The sequence below is a fragment of the Bremerella sp. JC817 genome (genome assembly GCF_040718835.1).
Classification (GTDB): domain Bacteria; phylum Planctomycetota; class Planctomycetia; order Pirellulales; family Pirellulaceae; genus Bremerella.
In genome coordinates, this window is the sequence record NZ_JBFEFG010000267.1 from 327127 (window position 1) to 353275 (window position 26149).

Sequence of the window (26149 nt, forward strand, 5' to 3'; positions counted from 1 at the left end):
GTCGACGCCAAAGGCCCTGAGGTTGCGGCACACGGACGTGATAAGTCTGCCTGATTTTCCATTCCACGGCGAACATTCTTTCCGCCGTTAGAAAAAAATTTGCATTCCTCCGCAGAACATCCTATCCTGGGATCCCAGTGGGATTCAACGCGACCATATTCATGGTTTATGCTACGGAGCAGCCTTATGAATCTGGGCCAAGATAATGAATCCCCGTCGACCAACTCGAGACATTCGACTCCCCCTCATCGGCCGTCGCGACTCTTTCGCTCTGCCACTCCCCCTCGTTACAAGGATCTCTCGTATGGCCCCAAACTTGGATCGATCCCCGAGCAGGCACGGATTTACGCTGGTGGAACTGCTGGTGGTGATCGCGATCATCGGTGTATTGATCGCGTTGCTTTTGCCTGCGGTTCAAGCGGCTCGCGAAGCGGCCCGGCGGATGCAATGCAGTAACCATCTAAAGCAGTTGGGTCTGGCACTGCACAACTATCACGACACCTACCGCGCGTTCCCACCGGGCGGTTACAAGGCTGCCAATCAACTGAGTTGGCATACCCGGATCTTGTCGTTCATCGAACAACAGGCCATCGAAGATCAGATCAACTGGAAGGCTCAAGGCTACCCGGCCAACAAGCCGGTCTCGCTCGATATCGTGCCCCCCATGTTTCATTGCCCCAGCAATGTGAGCGACAAACAGCGTGGCGTCTGGTCGAGCGGTCAGGTCAGCGGCCAGAACACGTACACTCAGCACTACAACGGCGTGGCCGGTCCCGTCGGACAAAATCCGCAAACCGGAACCAATTACCCGCTCTTGATTGGCAGTGCTTATCACTCCGGTTGCACCGGATCGAGTGAACGTCGTGGCATGGCAACCGGTGGCGTGTTGTACGTCGACTCGAACGTTCGCTTCGGCGACATTACCGACGGCACCTCGAACACGCTGGTGATTGGCGAACGCTTCGAGGGGGAAACAAGCTGGGTTGCCGGAACCAGCAACAGCATCGGCTGGCCATGCGATGCGGCCGCTTTTAAGAACCTGGAATACAGCATCAACTTCTGCGGGCCGAACGAATCGTGTAGCTCGTACGCGAATTCCCGCCCGTTCTCGAGCAACCATCCAGGCGGAGCTCAGTTTGCCCTGGGTGATGGCTCGATCTCGTTTCTTCCGGAAACGACCGACTTCGACGTGTTGTTATCGCTGGCAAGCCGCAGCGGTAACGAACCGGTCTCGCTTCCTTAGCCTTGGCAACGTTCAACCCATATTCCAGCAAGGCGGATAGGAACATGAAAGAAACTTTTGACCTGATCCCTGGTCGTCGTGCATCCTTGTATTTGGCAGGCACCGTTTTGGGGCTTGCTTTACTGGGAGGCTGCACGGCGGAAGAGTCGGATCGCTTTGTGATCACCGGCAATGCGACCTACGATGGAAAGCCGATCCCGGCTGGCGAGTTGGTTTTCACGCCGGACACCAGCCGCGGCAACAAAGGCCCCCAAGGCAAAGCGAAGATTGTTGATGGCAAGTTCACCACGCGCGGCGATGGCCGTGGCGTGGTGGGCGGACCTCATCGTGTTGAGCTGCGTGCCTTCGATGGGGTAGCTTTTCAAGATGCCGAAATGATGGTCGAAGAAGGTCGACCACTGTTCGGTTCGTTGAAAGGGAATATCGATTTACCGTCTGATTCGGCGGTCATCGATGCCCATGTCACCACCCAAGGTGGCAAGTCACAAATGACACTATCGCTGGTTCCCTGACCGAGTCAGCCAACTAGCCTCCTTCCCATTCACCCCCGTGATGCCTCCCGATGATTGAAGTAAGGAAATCGAACGTGAAGTCATTCTCTCGAATCTGGTGCTTGATGGTGCCGTTGGTATTTATTGCCTGGCATTCGGCTTCCGCCGACGAAACGCTGCAGCCAGTCAAATACCGCAACCCCGGCCTGAAGGTCGATCTGGGCGTGGGCCTTTGGGCTTGGCCGATGCCGATTGATTGGGATTCCGACGGCGACACCGACCTGTTGGTTTCATGCCCCGACGTCCCCTTCAACGGGACCTACCTTTTCGAGAACCCAGGCGGCGACACGAAGTTCCCGATCTTCAAGCCACCGGTGAAAGTCGGTGGCGGTCTGCACTCGATTCATGTTTCGTATGTCGATGGAAAGCCACGGATTCTCTCGCCAGGCACCGAGTGGGTGAACTTCCTCGGCGATAAACTGGCCGACTCAAAAACAATTCATTCGCAGAAGAACATTCACCCGAATCGCGTTCGGGCCAACCAATGGCGTTATGTCGATTACGACGACGATGGCCTGACCGATTTGATGGTGGGCGTCGGCGACTGGACTGAATATGGCTGGGACGATGCCTTCGATTCGCAAGGCAACTGGACCCGTGGGCCACTTCGGGGCTACGTCTACTGGCTGCGAAATACTGGCACGAATGAAGATCCCACGTACGACACGCCAGAGAAGTTGATGACCGGCAACCAACCGATCGAACTCTTCGGCATGCCTTCGCCTAATCTGGCAGACTTCGACAACGACGGCGACTTGGACCTGCTGTGTGGTGAGTTTCTCGATGGATTCACCTACTTTGAAAATCAAGGCAACCGCAAGCAGCCTAAGTTCGCGGCCGGTCGTCGTCTGACCTACGAAGGCGAGCCGATCGCGATGGACCTGCAGATGATCACGCCAACTTCGTTCGACTGGGATGGCGATGGCGACATCGACTTGATCGTCGGCGATGAAGATGGGCGCGTTGCCTTGGTCGAACATACTGGCAAGTTCGTCGACGGGGTGCCGCAGTTCTTGCCGCCACGTTATTTCCAGCAAGAGGCGAACGCCCTCAAGTTCGGTGCGTTGGCGACGCCGGTCAGCGTTGACTGGGATGGCGACGGCGATGAAGACCTGGTCGTGGGGAACTCGGCCGGAAACATCGGCTGGTTCGAGAATCTCGACGGGGGCAATCCTCCGAAGTGGGATGCCATCAAGTTGTTGAAAGTGAACGGCAAGCCGATTCGCCCCCAGGCAGGTCCCAATGGATCGATCCAAGGCCCGGCGGAAGCGAAGTGGGGCTACACGACGCTTAGCGTTGCCGATTGGGATCATGATGGTCGCAAGGATCTGATCGTCAACTCGATCTGGGGCAAAGTCGAATGGTACCGTAATACCGGGTCGCTCGACGAACTTGCCGCGGCACAGCCGGTGGAAGTCGAATGGCCCGGCAATCCTCCGAAGCCCGCTTGGAACTGGTGGGATCCGAAAGCAAGAGAACTGGTCACTCAGTGGCGTACCACGCCGGTAGTCATTGATTTGAATCAAGATGGCCTGAACGATCTGGTCAGCCTCGATCACGAAGGGTACCTGTCGTTCTTCGAGCGAAAGAAGCAAGGCGATCAGCTCGTTCTGCTACCAGGCAAGCGAATCTTTACCGACCGCAAACACAAGCCACTCCAGCTCAATTCAAAAACGGCCGGGGGTAGTGGTCGCCGCAAGCTGTGCTTCGCCGATTGGAACGGCGACGGCAAGCTCGATCTGCTGGCCAACAGCCGCAACGTCGATCTGTTTCTGAATGTCTCGACCGACGAACATCCATGGGCTTTCGATTCCCCGGTTCAAGTTCACTCGCATCGTCTGGCCGGTCATACCACCAGCCCGACCATCGTGAACTGGAACAACGACGATCGTCCAGACCTGCTGGTCGGTGCCGAAGATGGTCATTTCTATACCATCGAAAACAATTGGAAGCCGTTCGACTCTCGCCAGGTCGGTTCGCTAACCATCGAACGTCGCTCGATCCAACTCGGCACGCTCGCCGAAGGGCAGCTCGCTTATGGTAATCGGCCCTATACCTGGATCTCGGTCCCGGCCCCCTTCGATGGTTGGCAGTTCGTACAAGGGAACGGCGGCGAAACTGATTACGTTTTCGCCACCGCCGACAAACCGACGACGATTTACATGGCAACTTCGGCATCGGTAAAACCATCGGAGCTTAGCGGCTGGAAGCCTGTCGAAGATGGCAAGTTCCAATATGGCGACGCAGGCAAGACCTCCATGCAGGTCTATCAGCGCGACGCGGAGAAGGGGGAACGTGTCGCCATTCCACAAATGACTTGGACCGGTGGCATGTTGCTGCTTCCCCCAGCGAAAGGCGCTTCGCCTGCGCCGCAACCCAAGAACAATGACATGTCGGAGCATCGTCCGAATGTCTTGTTCATTGCGGTGGACGATCTTCGTGTTCAACTGGGATGCTATGGCGATCCGATCGTCCAGACGCCCAACATTGATCGACTGGCAAGTCGGGGCGTGCTCTTTGAGCACGCTTACTGCCAGCAAGCCCTCTGCAATCCGTCGAGGGCTTCGATCATGACCGGCCAGTACCCCGACTCACTCGGTATCTGGGATCTGCCGACGCACTTTCGCGAAGTCCAACCTGACGTGGTGACCTTGCCGCAGCACTTCAAGAATCAGGGATACTACACACGAAATATCGGCAAGGTGTTTCACAACTACAGCCAGAAGATTCAAAACGATCCTCAGGCATGGTCCGTTCCTCCGATGTTCGACTGGGGAGCCCACTCGCAAGACTGGTACGTCGCAGGCAAGCCCTTCGAATTGCACAAAGGTCCCAAGGGTCCTGCGATTCAAAAGGTCGATGTTGCTGACGAAGCGTATCTCGACGGACGTATCGCGGAAGAGGCGGCAAAAGCTATCCGCCAGCAAGTACCTTCGGATCAGCCGTTCTTTCTGGCCGTTGGCTTTTGGAAACCGCATCTTCCCTTCAATGCTCCGCAGAAATACTGGGATCTGTACGATTCAAAAGCGATCGCCGACCATGCATCGCCTGCCTCGCATGGGACCGCTCCTGAGATTGCCCGGCATGATAGCCGCGAGGTGCGGAGCTATACCGATGTCGCCAAGTCAGGTCCAATCGCTGCAGAAAAAAGTCGACAGCTACAACATGGATACTACGCGGCGATTAGTTTTCTGGACGCACAGATCGGCAAGGTGCTCGATGCCCTCGAACAATCAGGCCAAGCCGACGACACGATCGTGGTGCTTTGGTCCGATCATGGTTTCCATCTCGGCGAACATGACCTGTGGTGTAAGACGTCGAACTTCGAGCTCGATGCCCACGTTCCTTTGGTAATCGCCGACCCTCGCAACAAGTATCGCGGCGAGCGAACCGAAGCGTTGGTCGAACTAGTCGATCTCTATCCAACACTGGTCGATCTGTGTGAACTTCCCACCGTCAAACGTCTCGACGGTACAAGCCTGCGTCCGGTGCTTACTGACCCCAAGGCGAAAATTCGGGAGACGGCCCTGACGCAGCATCCTCGGCCTGCGTACTTCAAAGGAAAGCCGGAGGTGATGGGTTACTCGATTCGCACCCCGCAATATCGGTACACCGAATGGCGTGATTTTGCCTCGGGACAGGTTCTAGCAACCGAGCTTTACGATCACCACGAAGATCCCGCAGAGAATTCCAATCTGGCCGGGGATAAGCGGACCGCTCAGATCCAAAGTCACCTGGCGAAGTTGCTTCAAGGCCGGATTGGCACCACTACGCCTTAGGGGCTGGCACTGACCTGCGGCAAGGTCGGCCGGTTTGGGCTATGATGAAGTGAGACGCATTTTTTTACGAATACGCGTCGAGACCTTCCCCATTCCCCCCTCGCCTTAAAGCCCATTCATGTCGCACTTTACGAATGCCCAGGATTCGCTGCGTCTAACAGCGATGTTGTTAACTCTGTTTCTCATCCCTGCGATTTCCTCGGCGGAAACGCTGACGTCTCCTGATGGCCAACTCAAGTTTCAGATCAAACTGCGCCAGGCAGGACCCAAATCGCAACTCGCCTATCAGGTTACTACGCCTGAAGAAACCATCGTGGCGGACTCGACCATTTCTTTCGTACGTAAAGATGGGGTGGTAATTGGCGATCATCTCGAACAAATCTCGGTCGATCCTGCTTCGAGTCACGACTCGACCTGGAATCCTGTCTACGGCGAGCGAAGCTCGATCCGCGATCACTACAGGACCCAAACGTTCCGCTATCGCGACACGGAAGCCAACTGCCCGGTCGTGCTGGAGGTTCGTTGTTACGATTCGGGCGTCGCATTTCGGACGACGCTGGGCGATGCCAACGGCGAATCGCTCGCGCTGGCTCGGGAACAAACGGAGTTTCGCTTTGCCAAAGATTATCCTGCCTGGCGAACAACTAGCGCCCAGGGAACCTACGACAAGGTACCACTCAGCCAGCTCGGCAAGAACGTCGAGCGCCCGCTAACGATTGAAGCGGGAAAGCAGGTCTTCGCGATCGGCGAAGCACAACTGGTCGACTACGCCGTGATGCGTTTGCAAACCGTCGCTGGCGGTGGGTCCGGAGTGGTTTCGCAGCTGCAAAGCGAGATCGTCGGCACCACGCCGTTGACGACGCCATGGCGATTTGTGATGGTCGCTGACACGCCAGGGCAGTTGCTGGAAGCCAACGACCTGCTATTGAATCTGAATGAACCATGCGCGATCGCGGACACGTCGTGGATCAAGCCAGGCAAAGTCATTCGCGAAATCAGCCTGACGACCGACGGCGCGAAGGCCTGTATCGATTTCGCGGCAAAGAACAATTTTCAATACGTCGAATTCGATGCCGGTTGGTACGGACACGAGTATGACGACGCCTCGGACGCGACCACTGTCACCGTGGATGCCAAGCGTTCGGCAGGCCCACTCGACCTGCCAGGGGTGATCGAGTACGCCCGCCAGCGTGATATTGGCATTTTGGTTTACGTCAATCGACGAGCCCTCGAAAAGCAACTGGACGAGATCTTACCACTCTATAAGAAGTGGGGAATCGCAGGCGTGAAGTATGGCTTCGTCCAAACTGGATCCCAAAAATGGACGGCCTGGCTGCACGAGGCAATTCGCAAAGCAGCCGATCACCAGTTGATGGTCGATGTCCATGACGAATACCGGCCAACCGGCTATTCACGTACCTACCCCAATCTAATGACGCAGGAAGGCGTGCGAGGTGACGAGGCAACGCCATCCGCTAGCCTCGCGATCACCACGATTTTTACACGCAACCTGGCGGGTGCCGCGGACCATACGATCTGCTATTACGATCCTCGCGTACGAGCGAACTGGTCGCACGCCCACCAGTTGGCCAAGGCGGTTTGCACTTATTCTCCGTGGCAGTTCATGTACTGGTATGACACGCCCCTTTCTTCGCTGCAGGATGGCAAGACGACGCGAAATCGCATCATCGATTCCCCCGAATTGACGTTCTTCTCCGAGGTTCCGACGGTGTGGGATGATACTCGCGTGCTGAATGGTGTGATCGGCGAATCTGTCGTCACGGCTCGTCGAAGCGGCGAACGGTGGTTCATCGGGGCTATGAATGGTGATCAACCACGTACCCTGAACGTCCCCCTCGATTTCCTTGATAGCGACAGGAAGTACGAAGCCACGATCTATCGAGACGATCCTTCGCTCGATGGTCCGACCAAGGTGCGGATCGATCGGCAAATCGTGGACAGCAATACGGTTTTAGAGATGGAGTTGCGTCCCAACGGCGGCGAAGCGGTTTCGCTCTTCCCGGCCAAATAGCCGCTTTGCAGTTAGCAATTGCGACGCTCGTCCGTTAGAGACGAGCGTCGTTTGCAATCGCATGCGATAGTCGATGTCCACCTATTGGCGATCTAGTCGAAAGAGCAGCGGGTCACGAGTCGGAATCGCTGCCTTCCAGGGAGTTGCTTTCAAGTCCAAGGGCCTCCGGTCGTACACTTGCAGTATCAACTTTCGTGCAGTCGGGTCGTCATCAGAAAGGACGAGTCTGATGCGATAATCTCCCGGCAAAGCTCCTGGCCAGACGTGCCCTTCGTGCATCGTGCTCAACTCGAAGTGGCCGCCTGGCTGAATTTCGGCGAAAGCTCGCACCGCGGAGTCCTTTACCGACACGAACTCAATCTGATGTCCCGCCAATGCGGCGGAGTCTTCGTTCTCTGCGACGATGATCCCGCGAACAGCTACAGTTGGTGGACCATCACCACCCCGACAACCGGCCGCAAGCATTACTGCCAGAAGGAAGCTGGCGACCGATCCTGGTTTGACATTGGCATTCTTCATCGGACTTCACCACCTGCTCTCGTGGCGAACGCTGTCAACGTTTCGATGTCGGTGGTGAGCGGCAGAGATTGAACACTTCCATCGACAAACACGAACAGAGTCACACCAGGATGCGGTCCACCGAAACTGCTGTTGGCCAGTGGTACCGATTGGTTATTGGTAGGCAACAGAGGACGTCGATCCCCGTTGGAGTGTAGCCCGAGCATACGTCGATGCGTATTGCGAATGCCACTGAAGACACTACGATCTTCATTCTTGCCACGAAGTGACTTCGGTCGAATCACCTTTTCGCCGAACATTGTCGTATTGGTCGTACCATCGGAGATGTCGGCGAAGCGAAGCTGATTCTTCCAGGTCGCCAGGTAGGGCTTCCCACTCCGGTCGCTCGTCACGCGAGGCACTGCTGGAATGATCGCCCCATTCGATTGAACGTACTGAGCCCCCGTACCAAAGCTTGCCGCATAGTCGGTCAGGGCAGCTCCTTCCGATGTGAAGTCACCAATACTCAACGTCGCTTCAGGACGGGAAGGGCAGAGGTAACTTGGTACCTGGGTTTGATAGGATTCCTTCGGCTGTTCAGCCGCAAGGTAGTGGACGTCCCACAGCGCGAGCTGATTGCCTCCTTCCAAATAAGGCAGAACCAACGCCCCCCAAGTCGCCCAACTATTTTCCGTTTCGGAGTTGTCCCCAATAAACGCTGGCGGAAGGTTGCCGTAGGTGTCGTGAAAGTTATGAGCCGCAAGACCGATCTGCTTCAAATTATTGGTGCAGTGCACGCGTCGAGCAGCTTCACGGGCCTGTTGCACCGCAGGCAAGAGCAGCGCGATCAACACACCGATGATGGCGATGACCACCAACAGTTCGACCAACGTGAAACCGCGGTGACGAAACAAACTTCGGATATTCGATTGATGATGATTCATAGCTTGATTCTTGAAAAATGTAGGCGTGTCCATTGAGGTCGCTTCATCCTGGCCATAGCATCCTCCAGGACGAACGACAGGCGTTGAAAATTAAGAGGGAACGAACGAGCGGTCAGGGTCCAGCCGCAACAAGCCCCGCGTTCGCTTTAGCAACAGCACGAACGATCCGAAGCGAGCCAGCAGGCCAAGAGAGCCGGGCGATCGGTCAGAGAGATTGTCTTCATCGTTCCAAATTCCACCTTGAGCTTTTCATTCCGCCAGCAACACATGCTGGTGCTGACGTTCATCCTTGAGCGTCATCACACACGTAATCACCTAACGCCGATCACGTGTGCCGGGATCAAAAGCAAAGAACGGACCACTTAGCAGAAAGAAAAGACATTTCCTTCCGAGATCAGCGATTCCTCGGGTAGAGAAGCGGGAAAAGATTTTTGCGGTCCCTTTGCTTTCGTTTCCTATTCCCCAAAGAAACGCGGCAGGCCAGAACGTATCGCAGAGGCCGCGCTCATTTACCGGCGACCCGTGAAATAGTCTGGCTTAGTCTTGCGGACGAAACAGCGACCAGTCGAGTTGCAGCTTTCGCATCCGAGCTCGCAGCGTGTGCGGATTGATCTTGAGAATCGCCGCCGCGCCACGTCGCCCTTCGATTTGCCCTTCGGTGAAACGCAACACACTTTCGATGTGCTGCTTCATGACTTCGTCCAATGAAGGAATCTCGCTTGCTTTATGTGGCGAACGGGAAGCCGGAGGACTCCAGGCCGGGGCAAGGCTTGCCGGGGAAGGATTCGGAGCGGTCGAAACCTGCAACGTTCGATCCCCACTCCAGCCGAGTGCCTTGGCGACTTCCAACCGCTGCCCATCCCCCAGGATGGCAGCACGATCGATCACCGCCGCCAACTCGCGAATGTTGCCTGGCCAATCGTACGCTCGCAGCAATTCGAGCGATTCTTGATCGGGCAGGGCAGGGGCTAAACCAAACCGCAGCGCGGCCCGGTCGGCGAAGTGGTTCGCCAGTTCTTCAATGTCGTCCACCCGTTCTCGCAGCGGCGGCAAGAGAAGTGGAAACACCGCGAGGCGATACCAAAGATCTTCACGGAACTTGCCTTCGCGAACCATATTGGCAAGATCACGATGCGTTGCTGCGACGACTCGGACGTTGACATGGATCGGTGTGTTGCCACCGACTCGCTCGACGAAACCATCTTGGAGGACCCGCAAAAATCGGACCTGGGCTTCAAGTGGCAGTTCGCCGATTTCATCCAGAAAGAGCGTGCCGCCATCGGCCCTTTCGAACCAGCCTTGTCGCGATTGATCGGCTCCGGTGAAGCTCCCTTTTTCGTGACCGAACAATTGCGAGTCGATTAATTCGGACGGGATCGCCCCACAGTTCACGCGAATGAAGGGACCATCGTGACGGTCGCCGCGAACATGCAGCGACCGGGCCACTACCTCTTTGCCGGTTCCGGTTTCGCCGAGAATCAACACCGGAACATCCGAGTCCGCAACCAAGGCGACCCGTTCCATCACCAGCCGCAAACCGGTTTCCTCGCCAACGACCTTGTCGTCGAGGTTTTGCCGCCCGAGCCTTCGCAGCAAGGCTCCTCGCTCCGCCTCAGCCGCTTCCCGCAGCGCGGCCATCTCGTGCAAGCGGCGGTCGTTTTCGAGTGCAACAGAAAAGGGCTCCTGGATCGCTTCGGCGACTTGCATCTGCTTGGCCGAGAACTTCTGCGCATCGCTGGCCGCCAGCAGCAAGACACCGCTGCTGGGGTGGTCGCCTGCCAGCGGAATCGCAATCACGTCTCCGGTTAGATACTCCGGGGTAACAAGTGCTATCGGCGAAGTCGTCTTCTGATGAAGTTGGACGATCTCGCCACGGCGCAGCCATGCCTTCAGCTTTGTCATCTCAGGCCGGGTAAATGTTCGGCGATGTTCCGAAAGTGGTTGCCCCCCTTCCTGAGGCGCCGCCGCCACGGTCGAGATGCTGGCATGCTCGAAATCGAGACGGCGAACGATCAACTGCGCTAAGGGCAGCTCTTGCTCGAGCATCTGGGCGATCGTTTCGACATACTCGCCGATTTCAATATGCCGACAGGCCTGTTGCCAGACTTCCAACAAAATGTGGCTTAGCTTCGACATTCCAGACCCATCAAATATTGTGGCCATTGCGATCGCAATTCCCGGACATCCATGAAATATAACGGCCTGATGCCGCCTCATCTAGCAAACAGTGCTGGACGATCTTAGGTTTCCGTGAAATGCAATTGGTAGACCGTTGCCCATGCCATCTTCACGTTAAAACTCAAGTTGCCTGGTGTTTACCACTTCTTTCGAGGGAGTGACCTGCCACGCTCTAGCCAGCGATCGCAAGGTAATCCAAAGTTTTTCGTGTCGAGCTGTCACTTCTGCCGGGACTTAGTCGTCCTGCTTGGTAAAGCCCCGTTTTTTTGACGATTGACTCTTTGCCCTAACCAGAAGAAGGGACCACCACCATGCGTTGGACCAACACCTCGATCTTCACCATTGCTACTCTCGTCGTTGGACTTTCGGTCCTCAGTCCGGTGGCTGCTCAAGATGCCCCACACAAAGAAGTCGCCAAGCCAGCCGGTAAGTCAGCTCCGCTGATGACAATGTCGCCAAGCCCTGGCGTCGTTGTGAATGTGTTGAAGGTAGATCCGCTAAAGGCAATCCAGAGCAAACAGCCCCGTACCGCAACGATGGTCGAGGTCGTGCTCGATCCCCTCGCAGGCAGTCCACCGCATCGTCACCCAGGCCCCGTTTGCGGCTATGTGCTGGAAGGAACGTTCGAGTTTCAGATCGAAGGTAAGGAGAAACAGGTCCTGCACGAGGGAGATACCTTCTTCGAGCCAGAAATGATCCTGCATCTGGTCGGTCGCAATCCGAACCAAGAAGGCAAGACTCGCGTTTTGGCCACCATCATTCATCCGTCCGATGCGAAGCAACTTGTAATTCCTGAACCCCAGAAATAAGTCACGTGTCGTTGTCCATTACGATACCGAGCTTTGATTGACATCATGCTTTGAAGGATTTTAGTTCCGATGACAAGCCTTGATACGCCTGGCCAACCCCCAGGCAACACCACATCCATCACCATCGCTTGCTGGTTCGTTCGCTTTGCACTCGCCGCCGCATTTCTTTCTGCGGTCGGCGATCGTTTTGGTTTGTGGGGTCCTCCCGGCGCCGAAGGAGTCGCGTGGGGAAGTATTGAAAACTACGAAGCCTACGTCGGCATGCTGAACTGGTTTCTCCCTTCGGCATTGATCTCGCCGGTCGGCTGGGTTGCGACTGGAGCGGAAGTCGTGATTGCCATTGGCCTGCTGGTTGGTTTTCAGCTTCGCTGGTTCGCCCTGGCAGCCGGGCTGCTGCTGACCATCTTCGCCACGGCAATGATGGGAGCCTTCGGCCCGAAACCGCCGCTCGACTATTCGGTTCTGTCGGCAGCAAGTGCTGCCTATCTGCTCTTCGCGGTGAACTTCCCTGCGAAAGCAGCTTCGGTCGACTAACGATCGAATCTATCAACACTGGCATTCAAGCGAAGCCTCCAGGGGGATGCACCACGCGTGCAGGCCCCTTTTCTCGGTTGGTACGTTCCCCTCGGGCAAACACCGACCAATCCCGCTGATCGCTATAAAGCAGATAACCTGTTCGGTTGATTACCGAAATGTAGGGAACAACTCGATTTACGATCGGGCAACTGGCTTATGTTTTCACGACTCATTTTTTGAGTCGCGCGGCGAAGACATCGAAGTCTGATTGGTATTGCGTATTTAATGAATTCTCGACGGCATCTCATGCAACTATCTTGGCGATTGGCAGTCGTCCTGTGGGGGATCGGCACGCTTGGTGCCTGGGTTTGGGCGACGAATTACGAGTTCTCGACTGTCCCTGAAAATCGGTCGGCAATTCCGCAGCATTGGCCGATCGACTCTGACTTGCCCCGCTCGGCAGATCGACCGACGCTCCTTTTCTTCATGCATCCTCGCTGCCCTTGCACGAGTGCTTCGGTACATGAGTTGGCCCGCATGCTAACCGGCTCCGGACTATCCGAAATCCAATGCCCTGACCTAGTCGTGGTTGCCTTCGGACCTGACCAGCCGTCGGCCGAATGGACCGAGAGCGCAACCCTGCGTCAAGCCGACGAATTACCTCGATCTAAAGTCTTCTGGGATGTCGACGGCGTGGTGTCGGCCCAGTTTGGTGCATCGACAAGCGGAGCCGTTCGCCTTTATGGTCGTGACGGCAAGCTGCTCTTCTCCGGTGGAGTGACCGCTTCACGTGGACACGAAGGGGACAATCGTGGCTGCGAAGCTCTGCGAGAACGATTGATCGATCCGACAACCAGTCGGCCAACATCTGCTCCTGTGTTCGGATGCCGTATCCATAACGACGCTGCCCCAATCGTTGACGGGGATTCTTCTGCGATGATCTCCGGAGTTAAATAATGCCTTTTCGCAAGATCCAGTCGCCATCGGTGCGAAAGAAGCTGGACGAACAATACCAGTCAATTCACGAACGAACGGACCGCATGTTCGCCGTTCTGATGGTGCTGCAATGGCTTGGTGGAATCGCTATGGCGGTGTTCATCTCGCCACGTACCTGGTCCGGAACGCACAGCGAAGTGCACCCTCATATTCTGATGGCCGTCTTTGGCGGAGCGTTTCTGGCGGCTATGCCGATTGCATTAGCGATCTTCCGGCCTGGCAAAGTCTCGACACGCATGGTCATTGCCTGCAGCCAGGTGATTTTTTCGTCGCTGCTGATTCACCTGAGTGGCGGTCGAATTGAAACACACTTTCACGTCTTCGTTTCGTTGGCGTTCTTGGCCGCATATCGCGATCCGTGGGTGTTTGCTCCGGCTACGGCGATCGTAGCCGTAGACCACCTGGTGCGTGGTATCTGGTGGCCTGCATCGGTATTTGGAATTGCCACAGCGTCGGAATGGCGTTGGCTGGAACATGCCTCGTGGGTGATCTTTGAAGATATCGTGCTGCTGCTGATCATCATGCAAAGTCGTCTGGAGATGGTGAAGCTGGCCATTCACACCGACGAGCTCGAGCAGCGGGAAGAGCAATTGAAACATGCGACGGAAGCTGCCGAACGAGCCAACCGCACCAAGAGCAAGTTCCTGGCGAACATGAGCCACGAAATCCGCACGCCGCTCAACGGGATTCTCGGGTTCACTGAAGTGCTGCGTCGCGATCGCGAGAACATCTCGGCCGAGGAGATGGACGAGTACCTCACCACGATTCAGCGTAGTGGTAAACATCTGCTAGAACTCATAAACGACGTTCTCGACATCTCGAAGATTGAAGCAGACCAATTGAAAGTCGAAGCGATCGCCTGTTCGCCCCATCAAATCATTTCCGACGTGGTCTCGGTCTTGCGAGTCGGAGCGACCGAAAAGGGGATTGGCCTCGACTATCGCTGGGAAGGCCAGGTCCCGCATTCGATCATGAGCGATCCATATCGCATCAAGCAATTGTTGTTGAATCTGGTTGGCAATGCGATCAAGTTCACGAACCAGGGATCGGTGGTCGTGGTGGCGGAAGTCGTTCCTTCCGAAAGCGGAGCGAACCTGGTCGTGGAAGTTCGCGACACAGGCGTCGGGATTCCTCAAGACAAACTCGACTCGGTCTTCCAGCCTTTCGTTCAAGCCGACGATACCGTGACACGCAAGTATGGCGGAACCGGTCTTGGCCTGGCGATTAGTCGGAAGCTTGCCGAAGCACTCGGAGGCCAACTGACAGCCACCAGTGCCGTTGGACGTGGCAGCACGTTTACCGCGCAGATTGCACTCGGCGATATTTCGCAAATTCAATTCGTTGCTCCATCGCAAATGCCTGGTGCCGACGTCCGCCGCGATCAGGCGATCCCCAGCGATCTGAGCCATCTCAACGTTCTGGTGGCCGACGATGGCGACACCAACCGCAAGCTGATTCGCCTACTATTGGAACGTGGCGGCGCCAAGGTTAGCCTCGCCGAGAACGGCCAGGTCGCCGTCGACATGGCCCAGCAGCGATCGTTCGATGTGGTTCTGATGGACATGCAGATGCCCGTTCTGGATGGATATTCGGCCACGACCAAGCTACGAGAGCTTGGATTCACGCTGCCGATCATCGCCCTGACAGCCCACGCCATGAAAGGGGATCGCGAGAACTGCGAGCAAGCAGGCTGCAGCGGCTATCTGTCGAAACCGATCGATGCCGACGAACTGTATCGGACGCTCGGCGAGATCGTCACGACGCCGCGTTTCAATTCACCTCCGCCTGCCGCACTGGAGTCGCGTAGCGATTTCCCGGTTCCCGATTCGTCGATTCCTTCGTTGCTGCCAACCGACGATGACGAGATCCGCGAGATCGTGCAAGAGTTCCTGGAACGATTCGAGACGCGAATTGTCGAACTGGAGCGAGCCTTGGAAGAAGAAGACTTCGAGGCCCTGGAACACCTGGCCCATTGGTTACGAGGCGCCGCAGGTACAGTCGGTTACGACTGCTTCACGGAACCTGCCTCGAAACTGGAACTGGGGGCTCGCGAAAAGTGCCTGACTAGCACGGCGAGCTCGCTTGAAACGATTAGTGAACTGCAACGCAGGATCGTGCTTTGATTATCCCAAGCACACCCTGGAAAGAGATTGAGAAGCAATGACACTCATGCCATTCGGAGAGTCGACTGAAAACACCCACGCCGAACCTTGCTCTACGCAGTCCATCACACCGAAGTTCGATGTGCCTGCCCGCGATGCCAAGATCGTCGTCATCGATGATGAGCCGGTCAACATCAAGGTGGTGTCGCGTTTGCTGCGGATCGAGGGCTACACCCACTTCGTCACCACCAGCAACGCGACCGAAGCGTACCAGTTGGTGAAAGACGAACGCCCAGACCTGGTGCTGCTCGACTTGATGATGCCACATGTCAGTGGCCTCGAAATCCTGCGACAGATTCGCCAGGACGAACAGCTCGCGCACACGCCCACGATCATCCTCACGGCGACGACCGACCGCGAAACACGAGTCGAAGCCCTGCGAACCGGGGCGAACGATTTTCTCAACAAGCCGATCGACGCGAGCGAACTGATTCCACGCGTTGGCAACCTGCTGGTACTGAAGCGTCATCAGGATCGCCTGGAAGATTATTCGCGTGAGCTGGAATTGGCCGTTCGTGAACGAACCGCCCAGCTTGAAGCCTCGCGACGCGACATCTTGCACTGCCTTGCTCGGGCCGCCGAGTTCCGCGACGACGACACCGGCTATCACGTGCTGCGGGTCGGTCGTTATGCTCGGATCATCGCCGAAGGTCTGGGGCTCGATCCAAATTATGTGACCGAGATCGAACAAGCGGCACAGCTCCATGATGTCGGCAAGATTGGTATCTCGGACGACGTGCTCAAAAAGCCAGGCAAGCTGACCGAAGAAGAATTCGCTTTGATGCAGAAGCATCCGAACCTGGGCAAACGTGTGCTCCAGCGGATTTCGCCCCAGGTCGAAACGGCCCTTCGCGATCATGCCAGCATCGGTGCCAATGTGCTGGGTGCCGCCCACTCGCCGATACTGGAAATGGCAGCTCGGATTGCGTTGACGCATCACGAGTGGTGGAACGGGTCTGGCTATCCACTCGGCCTCAAAGGGGAAGACATTCCGCTGGAAGGACGCATCACCGCCGTGGCCGACGTCTTCGACGCCCTTAGCACCCGTCGCTGCTATAAGAACGCCTTTCCGATCGAGAAATGCTTCGAGATCATGACGGACGAAAAAGGAAGCCACTTCGACCCAATGGTCCTCGACGCCTTCTTCGCCAAACGCAAAGAGATTGTCGAAATCCAAATGAAATACGCCGACGACGAGTAAGTCGCCCCCAGAGCCGCGGCCAACGCCATCGAATCCACGGTCGCATTTAAAAATGCGACCGTCCCAATAAACAAACAGATTCGACATCGTGACTCTCCGCTGTTTCAAATACCGGACGAAGAGGTTATTTGCAATGATGGAACATAAAGCATTCATATTCAAATACGACTTGTTTGAAGCCGAACTTCTTCCAATTCTTCGGGATGCACTTCAAGGACACGAGTGCAATGAGTTGGTGTCATTTATACGTCAGAATTTCGACTTTCTCAGCGATCCCTACGAAGGCGAACCGCTACGATCAAGCTGGGACAGCATGATTGAGACAAGAGACACTCATCAATTCGGCGATTTTGCCTTGACCAAATACTACGACCCAGCTGATGACATCGGTCTTGGCACAATGTGGGAAACAGTTCAGAAGTATGTCCCGGATAACCGAGCCATGTCACCAATTTTGGGGTCATTTATTGGAACAAACGAAGCTCCTTTTGACCCCGGAATGTTGGGGTCATATTTTCAAAGTCATGAGCAGGTAACGGAGAGTCGTCGATTCTTGAACCTACTTGCAAGAGAGCGTTTCTCAAGTGAACTGATTGAAGCTTTTGATATGCTAGACCGAGCGTATCAATCACAAGAGGGGCTGTATGTTACATTCTAACGACGCTTCGGTTGCCGCATCACGATCTTGGCAGGTTGAGCCGCTTTGAACGGCTTGAACTCTGGCGGTTGGCAGGCTGATACGGCTTGAAGACCGGCACACCTGAGATTGGCGCTGCTGGTTTGTGATCGGAGTGTTCAGGCATGCCTCTCAATCAACCTGGACTTGCTTGGCGTCTGAAAGGGCGAGAAGATATTCATCGAAGTCAACGCACTTGGCACGTCAGCTAACTAGAAGATTGAGACCACCATGGATGACCGCTGGAAGTTGATCGAACAAGCCTTTTCCGCGAAAGGGTTGCAGCCGTCGGATTTGTTTGCTCCCCCAGCAACCGATGACGAACTTGGCCTGCTCGCTTCCACGACCGGCTTGCCCATTCCTGCGGAAGTAGAGTCGTTCTTCCGAATCCACAATGGCCAACGCCCGGCAGGTCCTGGAGTTCTATTTGGAATCGAGCTCTTGTCGACTAGTCGAGTCATTGAAAACTGGCAAACCTGGAAATCCGTTGTCGACGATGGCTTGAACGAAGATCTGGCCGACTCGATGTCGTCTCAGCCACCTGGCGTGATCAAGCCGCTATACGTCAATCTGAAATGGCTTCCACTCACCCACGACCAAGGTGGCAACCACTTTGGTCTCGACTTCGACCCAGGCCCCGCTGGCGTCGTTGGTCAGGTCATCGCCTTTGGTCGCGACGAAGACGAAAAGAAGCTGATCGCAAAATCCTTCACCGATTTCCTCGACATGATTGTCGAAGAGCTGACCACCATCGATTGGACGCTCGACTCGAACACTGGCTGGATCATCAATGATCCCCTGCGTGGCGACCTTCATTACCACGAGTGGCCACGAACCGTAACGTGATCGTGATTCACCTGCCCGTCGCTACAGGTCCATCTCCAGCAAATTAGTCTGCGATCCACACTTCAAACAGCGACCCGAAAACAGGATGTTGGTGAAATAGTCTTGGATCGGCAACTCAGGTTCGTCTTCCCATAGATCGTCGCAGGCGTCCCAGTAGTCGAACTGCACTTGGACGTTGAATTCATTGTGGCTGCAGTGGGGGCACAGGAATTCCTTCGGCGTCCCTTCGCCATGCAGCTTCGCAGACGACTCCATCTCGCCATGGTATCCGTGGAGGTCGCTGTCAAAGACAAGATTCTCGTTCCCATCTGGCCAGCGGAGGCTCAATGGCGAAATGAAGTCTGGGTCATCTCGGCATGCAGGATTGTAGTCGGCCAGTGGATAGCCCAAGATCTTTGCGGAATCATTCGCTGCGTCCTCTTGCGACAACGCGAACGCCACCACCGTGCAGTCCCGAGGATCAATCGGCTCTACAACCGTTGCCATCACGTCTGCCAGGCAACGTGGAAGATTCTTCAAGATGTGGTCGCGAAGTTCACTCATGTCAGGTTCTTTAATTCAGCAGGGGCATCGATCGGATAGCTGGAAAACTAACCCGGCGCCTGCCCGATTGCAACCCCAACCTGCCCGACCGATAGTAAATGGCAGAACCCCGTCCCTAAACAAAACTTCGATCGGTCAAAATGCTATTTTCCATTTTGTTTCACGAAGGTTGTCACACCATTGCCGCTGACGTGTCAGAGCCCAAGAGGCACTGCACATTTCATCACTTTTGGAGAACGAGAGTCGGGCCATGATCAATCCGTTTAGGGAATCTGCCCAGGACAATGCCGAGGACATGGAACTCATCGATCTCGCGAAGAATGGAGATCGAGCGGCACTCGAGAAGTTGGTATTACGCCACCAGGCGTGGATATACAACATTGCCGTCCGGATGGTTTTCTACCCACACGACGCCGAAGAGGTAACCCAGGAGGTGCTCGTTAAGGTGATCACCAAGCTGAGCACGTTTAAAGGGGAGAGCAAGTTTCGCAACTGGTTGTACCGTATCGCGGCCAATCATGTCCTGAACATGAAACGCCGCAGTGCTGAGTCGCACGAAGTCAGTTTTGCGGAGTATGGTTCAGCGATCGACAGTATTGCAGACGCCGACTTGCCGGATCCTCGAAGTGTGCCGGTCTCCCTTCCGATCCTTGTTGAGGAAGCCAAACAAAGTTGCACGATGGGCATGCTGCTTTGCCTGGATCGTCGGCAACGCTTGGTCTTTACGCTCGGGGAGATCCTCGGTGCTACCGATACCATCGGCGGGGAAGTCTTGGAGATGACGGCGGCTAACTTCCGCCAATGCCTGGCTCGGGCACGCCGTGACCTGCATAACTTCTTGAATAACCAATGCGGCCTGGTAAACAGTGCGAATCCCTGCCGCTGCCCAAAGAAGACGCGCGGCTTTATCGAACATGGGCACGTCGATCCCAATCGTCTGCTATTCGCTGCCGATCACGTCGAAAAGGTTCGCGACGTCGCCGGTCACACGGCGAGCGAGATTGATGATGTCGTTCAGCGACAGCACATGGACCTCTACCAAGACCACCCCTTCTTGCATCCCACGGACGAAATCGACTGGCTGCAGCGGATACTCCAGCGAGAAGACTTGCAGCGAACACTGCGATTAATCTGAAGACTTTTTTGGCGCAAGTTGTCACAGTCGATCCTTCCTGGCGTCCATGAGATAGAGGCACAAACGTTCCTCAAATCATACAGACCAGAAGGAGACGATCATGACTGCTACGCTTCCACAGCCGATTAAGAACTACTTCACCGCCGATGCTTCCGACGGCGCCACCATTGTGAATTGCTTTACCGACAACGCTGTCGTGAAGGATGAGGGGCAAACCCATATCGGTCCTGAAGCAATTCAACAGTGGAAAGAAAACGCCTCGGCGAAATACGACTACACCTGCCAGCCCCTGAGCAGTGAACAGCAGGATGGCAAAGTCGTCGTCACATGCCGCTTGACTGGCAACTTTCCCGGAAGCCCGGCCGACCTGAGGTTTCGTTTCGAGTTGGAAGGCGATCGGATCACGTCGCTCGACATTGCACCGTGATTTCCAGGGGATGCAAGGGACAACTGCGGGCTACCGGCTGCGCCCCCCCTTCTTGCGGTTTAACGTCCCGTTCATTTCCCAAGAACAAATTCTCTGAAGGAGCATGCGATGAAACGCTCAATACCCGTGCTGTTCGTGCTCGCCTTGTGCGTCGTGGCGACAGCAGACGAACCCCGACAAACAGATACCAAGCAGAAGGCCATTGAGACGTCACCGGAAACGTTCGCTGGGACCTGGGAGATCGTCGACGTCCAACCGAAAGGAAGCACGAAGAACGCGACACAATTGGTTTTCCGAAAGGATCGCACCTATGCGGCACTCGACGCGAACAACCAGGAACTTTGGGCCGGAACGTTTGACCTGGATCCGACGACATCGCCAGGCGTATGGGATCACCGCTCAAACGAATCGCAGAGAAAAGGGGGCGATGCCCTAGGGATCTACGAACTTGATGGCGACAGGTTGAAGGTCTGCTGTGTCGTCGGAGTTTGGAAAGACAATCAGTGGACCGGGAAACCTCGCCCAACAGAATTTAAGCTGCCAGCAGCCGATGTCGTCCTGGAGCTGCGGCGCGTATTGGCTGGCGAGTCACGGGACAAGCGGCGGGAGTAGATACGGCAAGCGGATGAGGGCAACGAATCACCAGCCGCGAACTTGAAAGAAATGTCATCCGCCCCGACTCCATCGCTTGTGTGCATTCGATTGTTCATCGAGTTTCAGGATTCAGATATCTGTCGAACATTCGTGTCATCCGGCTATCTGACGCAGCGATTCGATCGCGAGGCAAATAACCGTCTAAATTCCTGATCGTAGGGTCGGCACCACGATCAAGCAATTCCTTGGCGGAAATGGAGGAAGGTCAAGTGTGGTGGGATCTGTGGGCATATGTTCTCTGCTGGCTAACGGTAGCGTTCAGCGGGGCCGCGCGAACGACTCTCCACTTCATAAACGCCAGCTCGCGGCCTCCGTTGCAACCCATGGTTCTGCCTCCTCTACACATCTGAGTCGAGGTTGGAGTCCAGTAGATCGATCATTGCGTAGACAAACTGGCGTTTGGAATCATTTAAGTGTAAACGATTGCCGATTGTCTCGTCCGCCCAACCGCGAGCACTACCACCGTCTTGCCTGAACTCTTGGGACATTGCCGTCCAATCGCAGACCATTTCAATCAGGTCGACATCTGTCATGTCGTTCGGGTCGGCATGGAAATCGGGGTGATGGCGGTTCGTGGTCATGTGATGATCGATTGCCGATCTGACACATTCTTCCATTCCTTCAGGGTATGAGAATGGTTCGCCAGCACAGCGGCAGCGATGATATTCAGAGAGCCAGATGTTCGGTATCCGTTCTTCGGGGCCGTATTTTGACGCGTCATGAACTCGTGCACGCTCATTCAGTTCGTCCGCGTAATCGGTGAGTGATGCCATCACACTCAGGCATCGCCGGACGCGCTTTATGTGCTCCTCGGTTCGGCGCTCGTAGAAGGCGACCATTTCAGGAGTGGGTTCAGATGTTGTCATTCCACGATTCATCCTATGGCAGAACGCTGCCGCTCAGTGGCGAGCCGCGTGCGGGGCAGGACGCATAAGGCTCGATGACAACTTTCAACGCACGCGTGCTCGTCCACTGCAGCGGTTGGCTATGCCTCCCACGTCCGCCAGTCAGGCTCCTCAAGCTCCCACGGCTCTAACGGCGGCGAAAGACTGGCCAAGGTATAACCCGCAAGGCCTAGGTACGCTCGGAAGTACTGGAATGCCCGGAAGCGGGCATCGCTGTAATTAAGAACGCGGCCGTCGGCGCTAAGTCGAAGGTTGTTCATGTAAACGGCGAGAGTCGTTCTGAGGTGAGTCGGGTCGAGGATTGCTTCTTGAAAAGCCTTCCACTCCTGTCTGTTCAAGCCGTCGACGTCCCAATCCCACCGGTCGTCGTCTAGCAGTCCCTTGACGAGCAGGACCAGGAAGCCGCTTACGGCTCCATGGACGTCGGGCGGTACTCGTAGAGGCTCGTGTTTCATAACTAGTGCGTATTCAGAACCTTTCCGAATAACGTGCGCACGTTAATCGGAATCCAGGCTGTCGAAATCAGCCGGGCAGCGGACGCCGCGGCCCTCCTGGTTCAAAACATGAGTATAAATCATCGTCGTCCTAACGCCACTTTTTGGCCAAGCCATTCCTGTACCGTGCGAATGCGATAGCCGCCTCGATCAGATGGTTTGCTAACGAGTGACGGAATGTAGAAATGGCGAGCCATCGAACAACAGCCCGACCAAGCCAGGAATGTCGGACATCTACAAAAGTGGCTTCAAACACTTCTCCGACAGCTATGTAAATCAGACACACCTCAACGTCACGTCAGATGGATCTAGCTGAACGTTTCGATAAGTCCAAAGAAAAAGCCACCTTGCGAATAATGACAAGGTGGCTCGGAGTGGAGGCGGTGGGCGGGAAAATCCTTCCGAAATTCGTCGTTGCAAGGCCTTATACTGAAGACACTTATGAGTACAGCCATTTCGCCTGCCAGTCCCGTAAATGCCCCAAATCAGACACGATTTCAGACAGATCAGACACGCATAGCAAAGAACGATGGCGTACAGAGACTGCGGTTCTCAAAAATGACGTAAGTGACCAAATAGGCGACCCCGCAGAAACCGTAAGACATATCGGAGAGGAGGCACAGGTCACGCCCTCCTGAGCGATGTAAGAATCGCGAATCAAGTTACGGAACGTCCATCCTTAAGTAACCCGAGAGTATCTCGACGGGCAGTCAAGAGTGCGGGGCTTAATGCTGCCAACAGGCACATTCCCAGGGTAATGCCAAAGCCGATGGCCAATTGTCCCCACGGGATGACCAGTGGCGTGACCAATCCTCCGCGCACATTGACATAGCGAGTCACTCCAGTCCCGCAATACCCGGCCATCACTCCGAAAGCGAGACTTAATAGGCAAGCGGCCAAACCAATCAGAATAGCTTCCGCGAGGATCATTCTCAGCAGTCCCATTCTGGTGGTCCCCATTGCTCTGAGCACGCCCATTTCCCACCGGCGTGCGCGAACGGAAGCAGCTACCGCATTGACAACACCCAGCGCGGTAACCGCCAGGGTGATTAACGGAAGCTGGCAAAGCGCCCAAATGATCCCGCTGGCACGCTTCTGCATTTCGGTTCTTACACCTTCCACCGATCGCATATCCACCGAAGGCGATCGGCCGCCGGGGCCAAACCCTCGGCCGCCGAACATTCCGCGCCCTTCCGCTGGCCCTTGAGGACTACGGTTTGGAACCGTGTCTGCATTGGCTTGGGCGATGCTCAGCAGGCTTTCCCGGATCTCGTCTTCGGTTTCTGTTCCTTCCAGGTTCATCCAGAAGAACATGTCCCGATTGATACCAAAGTCTGATCGAACTTGCTGGTATGGTGAAAACATCAGCCCTGCCGCGCGTCCTCCTCCCCGATTTCGCAAGCCGACTTTGCTCATCCAATGCCAGCCATCCATGTTAACGACACCGGCAATCTCATATTCGATCGGGTTCTTAGGATCACTGGAGGGCACCACCGCAAAACGGTCTCCGACGCCCAGTCCGCTCTCGCGCTGGAAGTGATCCGGCACCAGGCAATACCGGCCATTTTGAAGCTTGGTCAGAGCTTCGTCCCGATTCCCTTCCACGAATCGAAAATCAAACATCGGCTGAGCCCCCCCTAGGGCCATGTTCGCATCGATTCCAACCATCACGCAGTTGTCCTGACGAGAGGCCGTAGCGCGAACCTCGGCACCGGTCACGTCGGTGGCAAACTTGACTTGCTCCGCAGCCAGAGGAATACACTGGTCGCTGACAACCCCAGGAACCTTTCGTATCTCCTCGACGCCGCTCTCAGGCAGGCCGCTGGGACCAATCTTCACAATTAACTCCGGCGACCAGTCTCCTGGCAGAAAAGGCCCCAACATCGAATAGCCCCACGTCTGCATGGTGACAAACAGCCCCAATCCCAACGTTAAAGCAGCCGTAATCCCCAGGCTTCGCCACAAATTCGAGGAGAGTTGGTTGGAAAGAAGTCGCGGATGCACCCCCATCCCCCGCGCTAAGATTGGCGCAAGAATTAACTCAACCGTCGTTATCACTGCGGGAATAATCAGCAGAAAGCCTAATGCCATTGAAACGCAGCCGATTGCCGCCGACGCAAAATATCGCAATGTGTCAGGCATGGGCACCAAGAACACCAGAGTCGGGTTGATCGCAATCAGAATCAGTCCGCCCAATGTCAACATCCACGGAAAGCGGCGAATGGGAACGTCGGCCTGGACGGCCATTGCTTCGAGGGGGCGAATTCGTGTAGCTTTCCAGGCCGGCAACAATGCCGCTGCCAGGGCTCCACCGAAAGCACACAGGCCCGAGAAAACGATACTCCATGTTCCCAACATGGCATCGGGCGCGACCATGTCAGGATGCCATTGGCGAAGGATCGCCAGCAGGCCCCAGCCGGCCAGCAGCCCGCCTCCCCAACCAATCAAGCCTAATGCGATGCTCTCAATCATCAGCATGATTGCAATCTGCCCTTTGGTCATGCCAATCGCACGAAGCATCGCAAATTGGCGGATGCGTTCGTGAACGCCCATACTAAGGGTCGTGAAGATGATAAACAGGGCCGCCAAAAGCGACATGCCTGTTGCCGCATAGGCTTGGGAACGAACCCCTTCAAAGGTCGTGCTGTTGTCAATCTCTTGAGCGACATCCGCCAGCGTGTGCATCTCGATGCCCGGTAGGCTCGACTGAAACCTGCCCAACCACTCCAACTTAAACGCCGTGCTGTCGGTTCCTTCGTGAAGGGACAGTCCCACAAAGTTCGCTTCCGGATCTTTACCCGTCAGTACGGCCGCCGTTTCCATCGAGACAAATAGAGCAGACGATGCAGGCCCACGGGTTAGGGCTTGGTCGCGCGAAGGGGGCAAGCCAATCCGAAAGCTAGGGCCAGGCAAATTCTGCGGCTGCTCGACGATCCCCACGATCGTTATCTTGTTTTCTGTTTGCGGCCCCATTCCTCCCAAGAGAACAGCGTCCCCCACTTCCACTTCCCAACTTTCAGCCGTGGCAGCCGTCAGCACCCCGACGAGTTGCCCTGCGTCATCCGCATTCAGCCATCGTCCACTGCGCAGTGGATGCACTGGCAGTCGGGCCTCGGTTCCCACCAGGGAAGGTCCAGCATTGAATCGACCAGGCCGAACCAATTCTCCCGGCACTATTTCACGCCGAGGAGCCGGAGATTCCTCGCGTTGTCGGGGCGGAGCCTCCGCTGGACGAATGTTGGCCCTGGTTTGAAAAATGGGCTCGGCGACGACCACTCTGGGATCATCACGCAACTGCCCGACGACGCTCGCTGGCAAAGCAGCCTGTCCGAAGAGATCTGGAGCGGGCGGAAGAACGAGGATTTGGTATCGCCCAAGATAGCCTTCTTCAAACTCCTCGAATTTGCTGGCCAGCGCGTCGTATCCGCTGACGACCCAAACCACGATACATGCGGCTACGATAATCGAGAACGCGGTCAGAAAGAGGCGCCCCGGATAGCGACGCAAATAGGCCATCGTCAGCCAAACAACCACTTTGCATTCAGCAAGTGACATGAGAG

General features: G+C 55.8%; 21 protein-coding genes. 14 read left to right on the forward strand and 7 right to left on the reverse strand.

What is annotated here, in order from left to right; translation table 11 throughout:
* Positions 1-304 precede the first annotated feature (304 nt).
* The 4 genes from AB1L30_RS10005 (at position 305) to AB1L30_RS10020 (ending at position 7605) form a co-directional block, all read left to right on the forward strand.
* Positions 305-1243, forward strand: a complete 939-nt coding sequence (locus tag AB1L30_RS10005; protein WP_367013276.1) for a DUF1559 domain-containing protein — start codon at positions 305-307, stop codon at positions 1241-1243.
* Positions 1244-1287: 44 nt separating this feature from the next.
* Positions 1288-1755 (forward strand): hypothetical protein, encoded by a 468-nt coding sequence (locus AB1L30_RS10010; protein ID WP_367013277.1) that lies wholly within the window; start codon positions 1288-1290, stop codon positions 1753-1755.
* A gap of 74 nt (positions 1756-1829) precedes the next feature.
* Positions 1830-5573, forward strand: a complete 3744-nt coding sequence (locus AB1L30_RS10015; protein ID WP_367013278.1) for a sulfatase-like hydrolase/transferase — start codon at positions 1830-1832, stop codon at positions 5571-5573.
* Between the two features lie 118 nt (positions 5574-5691).
* On the forward strand, positions 5692-7605 hold the full coding sequence (locus AB1L30_RS10020) for a glycoside hydrolase family 97 N-terminal domain-containing protein (RefSeq protein ID WP_367013279.1): 1914 nt from the start codon (positions 5692-5694) through the stop codon (positions 7603-7605).
* Positions 7606-7686: 81 nt separating this feature from the next.
* On the opposite strand, the gene AB1L30_RS10025 is transcribed toward AB1L30_RS10020, so the two are convergent.
* The 3 genes from AB1L30_RS10025 to AB1L30_RS10035 form a co-directional block, all read right to left on the reverse strand.
* The gene (locus tag AB1L30_RS10025) at positions 7687-8124 is read right to left on the reverse strand and encodes a hypothetical protein (protein ID WP_367013280.1); all 438 of its coding nucleotides are present in this window, start codon (positions 8122-8124) and stop codon (positions 7687-7689) included.
* On the reverse strand, positions 8121-9047 hold the full coding sequence (locus AB1L30_RS10030; RefSeq protein ID WP_367013281.1) for a DUF1559 domain-containing protein: 927 nt from the start codon (positions 9045-9047) through the stop codon (positions 8121-8123). Before AB1L30_RS10030 ends, AB1L30_RS10025 begins: the two co-directional genes overlap by 4 nt.
* Before the next feature lie 537 nt (positions 9048-9584).
* Positions 9585-11183, reverse strand: a complete 1599-nt coding sequence (locus AB1L30_RS10035; RefSeq protein WP_367013282.1) for a sigma-54 dependent transcriptional regulator — start codon at positions 11181-11183, stop codon at positions 9585-9587.
* A 353-nt stretch (positions 11184-11536) separates the two neighbouring features.
* Between AB1L30_RS10035 and AB1L30_RS10040 the strand changes: the two genes are divergently transcribed.
* The 7 genes from AB1L30_RS10040 (at position 11537) to AB1L30_RS10070 (ending at position 18431) form a co-directional block, all read left to right on the forward strand.
* Positions 11537-12034 carry a cupin domain-containing protein gene (locus AB1L30_RS10040; RefSeq protein WP_367013283.1) on the forward strand — a complete coding sequence of 166 codons (498 nt, stop codon included), beginning with the start codon at positions 11537-11539 and terminating at the stop codon, positions 12032-12034.
* 69 nt (positions 12035-12103) lie between these two features.
* Positions 12104-12568, forward strand: coding sequence for a DoxX family protein (locus tag AB1L30_RS10045; RefSeq protein WP_367013284.1), 465 nt, complete (start codon positions 12104-12106; stop codon positions 12566-12568).
* A gap of 288 nt (positions 12569-12856) precedes the next feature.
* Complete coding sequence (locus tag AB1L30_RS10050) at positions 12857-13507, forward strand: hypothetical protein (RefSeq protein WP_367013285.1); 651 nt, start codon at positions 12857-12859, stop codon at positions 13505-13507.
* The gene (locus AB1L30_RS10055; protein ID WP_367013286.1) at positions 13507-15669 is read left to right on the forward strand and encodes a response regulator; all 2163 of its coding nucleotides are present in this window, start codon (positions 13507-13509) and stop codon (positions 15667-15669) included. The genes AB1L30_RS10050 and AB1L30_RS10055 overlap by 1 nt, the downstream gene beginning before the upstream one ends.
* A gap of 37 nt (positions 15670-15706) precedes the next feature.
* On the forward strand, positions 15707-16909 hold the full coding sequence (locus AB1L30_RS10060) for an HD domain-containing phosphohydrolase (RefSeq protein WP_367013287.1): 1203 nt from the start codon (positions 15707-15709) through the stop codon (positions 16907-16909).
* Between the two features lie 133 nt (positions 16910-17042).
* Positions 17043-17567: a hypothetical protein gene (locus AB1L30_RS10065; protein ID WP_367013288.1), complete on the forward strand. Its 525-nt coding sequence runs from the start codon at positions 17043-17045 to the stop codon at positions 17565-17567.
* A gap of 249 nt (positions 17568-17816) precedes the next feature.
* Positions 17817-18431 (forward strand): SMI1/KNR4 family protein, encoded by a 615-nt coding sequence (locus tag AB1L30_RS10070; protein ID WP_367013289.1) that lies wholly within the window; start codon positions 17817-17819, stop codon positions 18429-18431.
* Positions 18432-18452: 21 nt separating this feature from the next.
* Here AB1L30_RS10070 and AB1L30_RS10075 read toward each other — a convergent pair whose 3' ends face one another.
* Complete coding sequence (locus tag AB1L30_RS10075) at positions 18453-18974, reverse strand: hypothetical protein (RefSeq protein ID WP_367013290.1); 522 nt, start codon at positions 18972-18974, stop codon at positions 18453-18455.
* 250 nt (positions 18975-19224) lie between these two features.
* Here AB1L30_RS10075 and AB1L30_RS10080 point away from each other — a divergent pair, with 250 nt between their 5' ends.
* The 3 genes from AB1L30_RS10080 to AB1L30_RS10090 all read left to right on the forward strand — a co-directional run bounded on the left by AB1L30_RS10080 (position 19225) and on the right by AB1L30_RS10090 (position 21148).
* Complete coding sequence (locus AB1L30_RS10080) at positions 19225-20109, forward strand: RNA polymerase sigma factor (protein WP_367013291.1); 885 nt, start codon at positions 19225-19227, stop codon at positions 20107-20109.
* Between the two features lie 100 nt (positions 20110-20209).
* Positions 20210-20536: a nuclear transport factor 2 family protein gene (locus AB1L30_RS10085; protein WP_367013292.1), complete on the forward strand. Its 327-nt coding sequence runs from the start codon at positions 20210-20212 to the stop codon at positions 20534-20536.
* Between the two features lie 108 nt (positions 20537-20644).
* The gene (locus AB1L30_RS10090; protein ID WP_367013293.1) at positions 20645-21148 is read left to right on the forward strand and encodes a TIGR03067 domain-containing protein; all 504 of its coding nucleotides are present in this window, start codon (positions 20645-20647) and stop codon (positions 21146-21148) included.
* Between the two features lie 380 nt (positions 21149-21528).
* Here the strand turns inward: AB1L30_RS10090 and AB1L30_RS10095 are convergent, their stop codons facing one another.
* The 3 genes from AB1L30_RS10095 to AB1L30_RS10105 all read right to left on the reverse strand — a co-directional run bounded on the left by AB1L30_RS10095 (position 21529) and on the right by AB1L30_RS10105 (position 26144).
* Positions 21529-22056: a DUF5662 family protein gene (locus AB1L30_RS10095; protein ID WP_367013294.1), complete on the reverse strand. Its 528-nt coding sequence runs from the start codon at positions 22054-22056 to the stop codon at positions 21529-21531.
* 119 nt (positions 22057-22175) lie between these two features.
* Positions 22176-22550 carry a hypothetical protein gene (locus AB1L30_RS10100; RefSeq protein ID WP_367013295.1) on the reverse strand — a complete coding sequence of 125 codons (375 nt, stop codon included), beginning with the start codon at positions 22548-22550 and terminating at the stop codon, positions 22176-22178.
* A gap of 696 nt (positions 22551-23246) precedes the next feature.
* The gene (locus AB1L30_RS10105; RefSeq protein ID WP_367013296.1) at positions 23247-26144 is read right to left on the reverse strand and encodes an ABC transporter permease; all 2898 of its coding nucleotides are present in this window, start codon (positions 26142-26144) and stop codon (positions 23247-23249) included.
* Between the last annotated feature and the right edge of the window lie 5 nt (positions 26145-26149).

Coding starts and splice junctions, on each gene's coding strand:
- AB1L30_RS10060 (WP_367013287.1), top strand. CDS start 15,707: ATGACACTCATGCCATTCGGAGAGTCGACTGAAAACACCCACGCCGAA.
- AB1L30_RS10045 (WP_367013284.1), top strand. CDS start 12,104: ATGACAAGCCTTGATACGCCTGGCCAACCCCCAGGCAACACCACATCC.
- AB1L30_RS10035 (WP_367013282.1), bottom strand. CDS start 11,183: ATGTCGAAGCTAAGCCACATTTTGTTGGAAGTCTGGCAACAGGCCTGT.
- AB1L30_RS10095 (WP_367013294.1), bottom strand. CDS start 22,056: ATGACAACATCTGAACCCACTCCTGAAATGGTCGCCTTCTACGAGCGC.
- AB1L30_RS10105 (WP_367013296.1), bottom strand. CDS start 26,144: ATGTCACTTGCTGAATGCAAAGTGGTTGTTTGGCTGACGATGGCCTAT.
- AB1L30_RS10040 (WP_367013283.1), top strand. CDS start 11,537: ATGCGTTGGACCAACACCTCGATCTTCACCATTGCTACTCTCGTCGTT.
- AB1L30_RS10070 (WP_367013289.1), top strand. CDS start 17,817: ATGGATGACCGCTGGAAGTTGATCGAACAAGCCTTTTCCGCGAAAGGG.
- AB1L30_RS10100 (WP_367013295.1), bottom strand. CDS start 22,550: ATGAAACACGAGCCTCTACGAGTACCGCCCGACGTCCATGGAGCCGTA.
- AB1L30_RS10065 (WP_367013288.1), top strand. CDS start 17,043: ATGATGGAACATAAAGCATTCATATTCAAATACGACTTGTTTGAAGCC.
- AB1L30_RS10050 (WP_367013285.1), top strand. CDS start 12,857: ATGCAACTATCTTGGCGATTGGCAGTCGTCCTGTGGGGGATCGGCACG.
- AB1L30_RS10080 (WP_367013291.1), top strand. CDS start 19,225: ATGATCAATCCGTTTAGGGAATCTGCCCAGGACAATGCCGAGGACATG.
- AB1L30_RS10010 (WP_367013277.1), top strand. CDS start 1,288: ATGAAAGAAACTTTTGACCTGATCCCTGGTCGTCGTGCATCCTTGTAT.
- AB1L30_RS10085 (WP_367013292.1), top strand. CDS start 20,210: ATGACTGCTACGCTTCCACAGCCGATTAAGAACTACTTCACCGCCGAT.
- AB1L30_RS10055 (WP_367013286.1), top strand. CDS start 13,507: ATGCCTTTTCGCAAGATCCAGTCGCCATCGGTGCGAAAGAAGCTGGAC.
- AB1L30_RS10090 (WP_367013293.1), top strand. CDS start 20,645: ATGAAACGCTCAATACCCGTGCTGTTCGTGCTCGCCTTGTGCGTCGTG.
- AB1L30_RS10030 (WP_367013281.1), bottom strand. CDS start 9,047: ATGAATCATCATCAATCGAATATCCGAAGTTTGTTTCGTCACCGCGGT.
- AB1L30_RS10025 (WP_367013280.1), bottom strand. CDS start 8,124: ATGAAGAATGCCAATGTCAAACCAGGATCGGTCGCCAGCTTCCTTCTG.
- AB1L30_RS10075 (WP_367013290.1), bottom strand. CDS start 18,974: ATGAGTGAACTTCGCGACCACATCTTGAAGAATCTTCCACGTTGCCTG.
- AB1L30_RS10020 (WP_367013279.1), top strand. CDS start 5,692: ATGTCGCACTTTACGAATGCCCAGGATTCGCTGCGTCTAACAGCGATG.
- AB1L30_RS10005 (WP_367013276.1), top strand. CDS start 305: ATGGCCCCAAACTTGGATCGATCCCCGAGCAGGCACGGATTTACGCTG.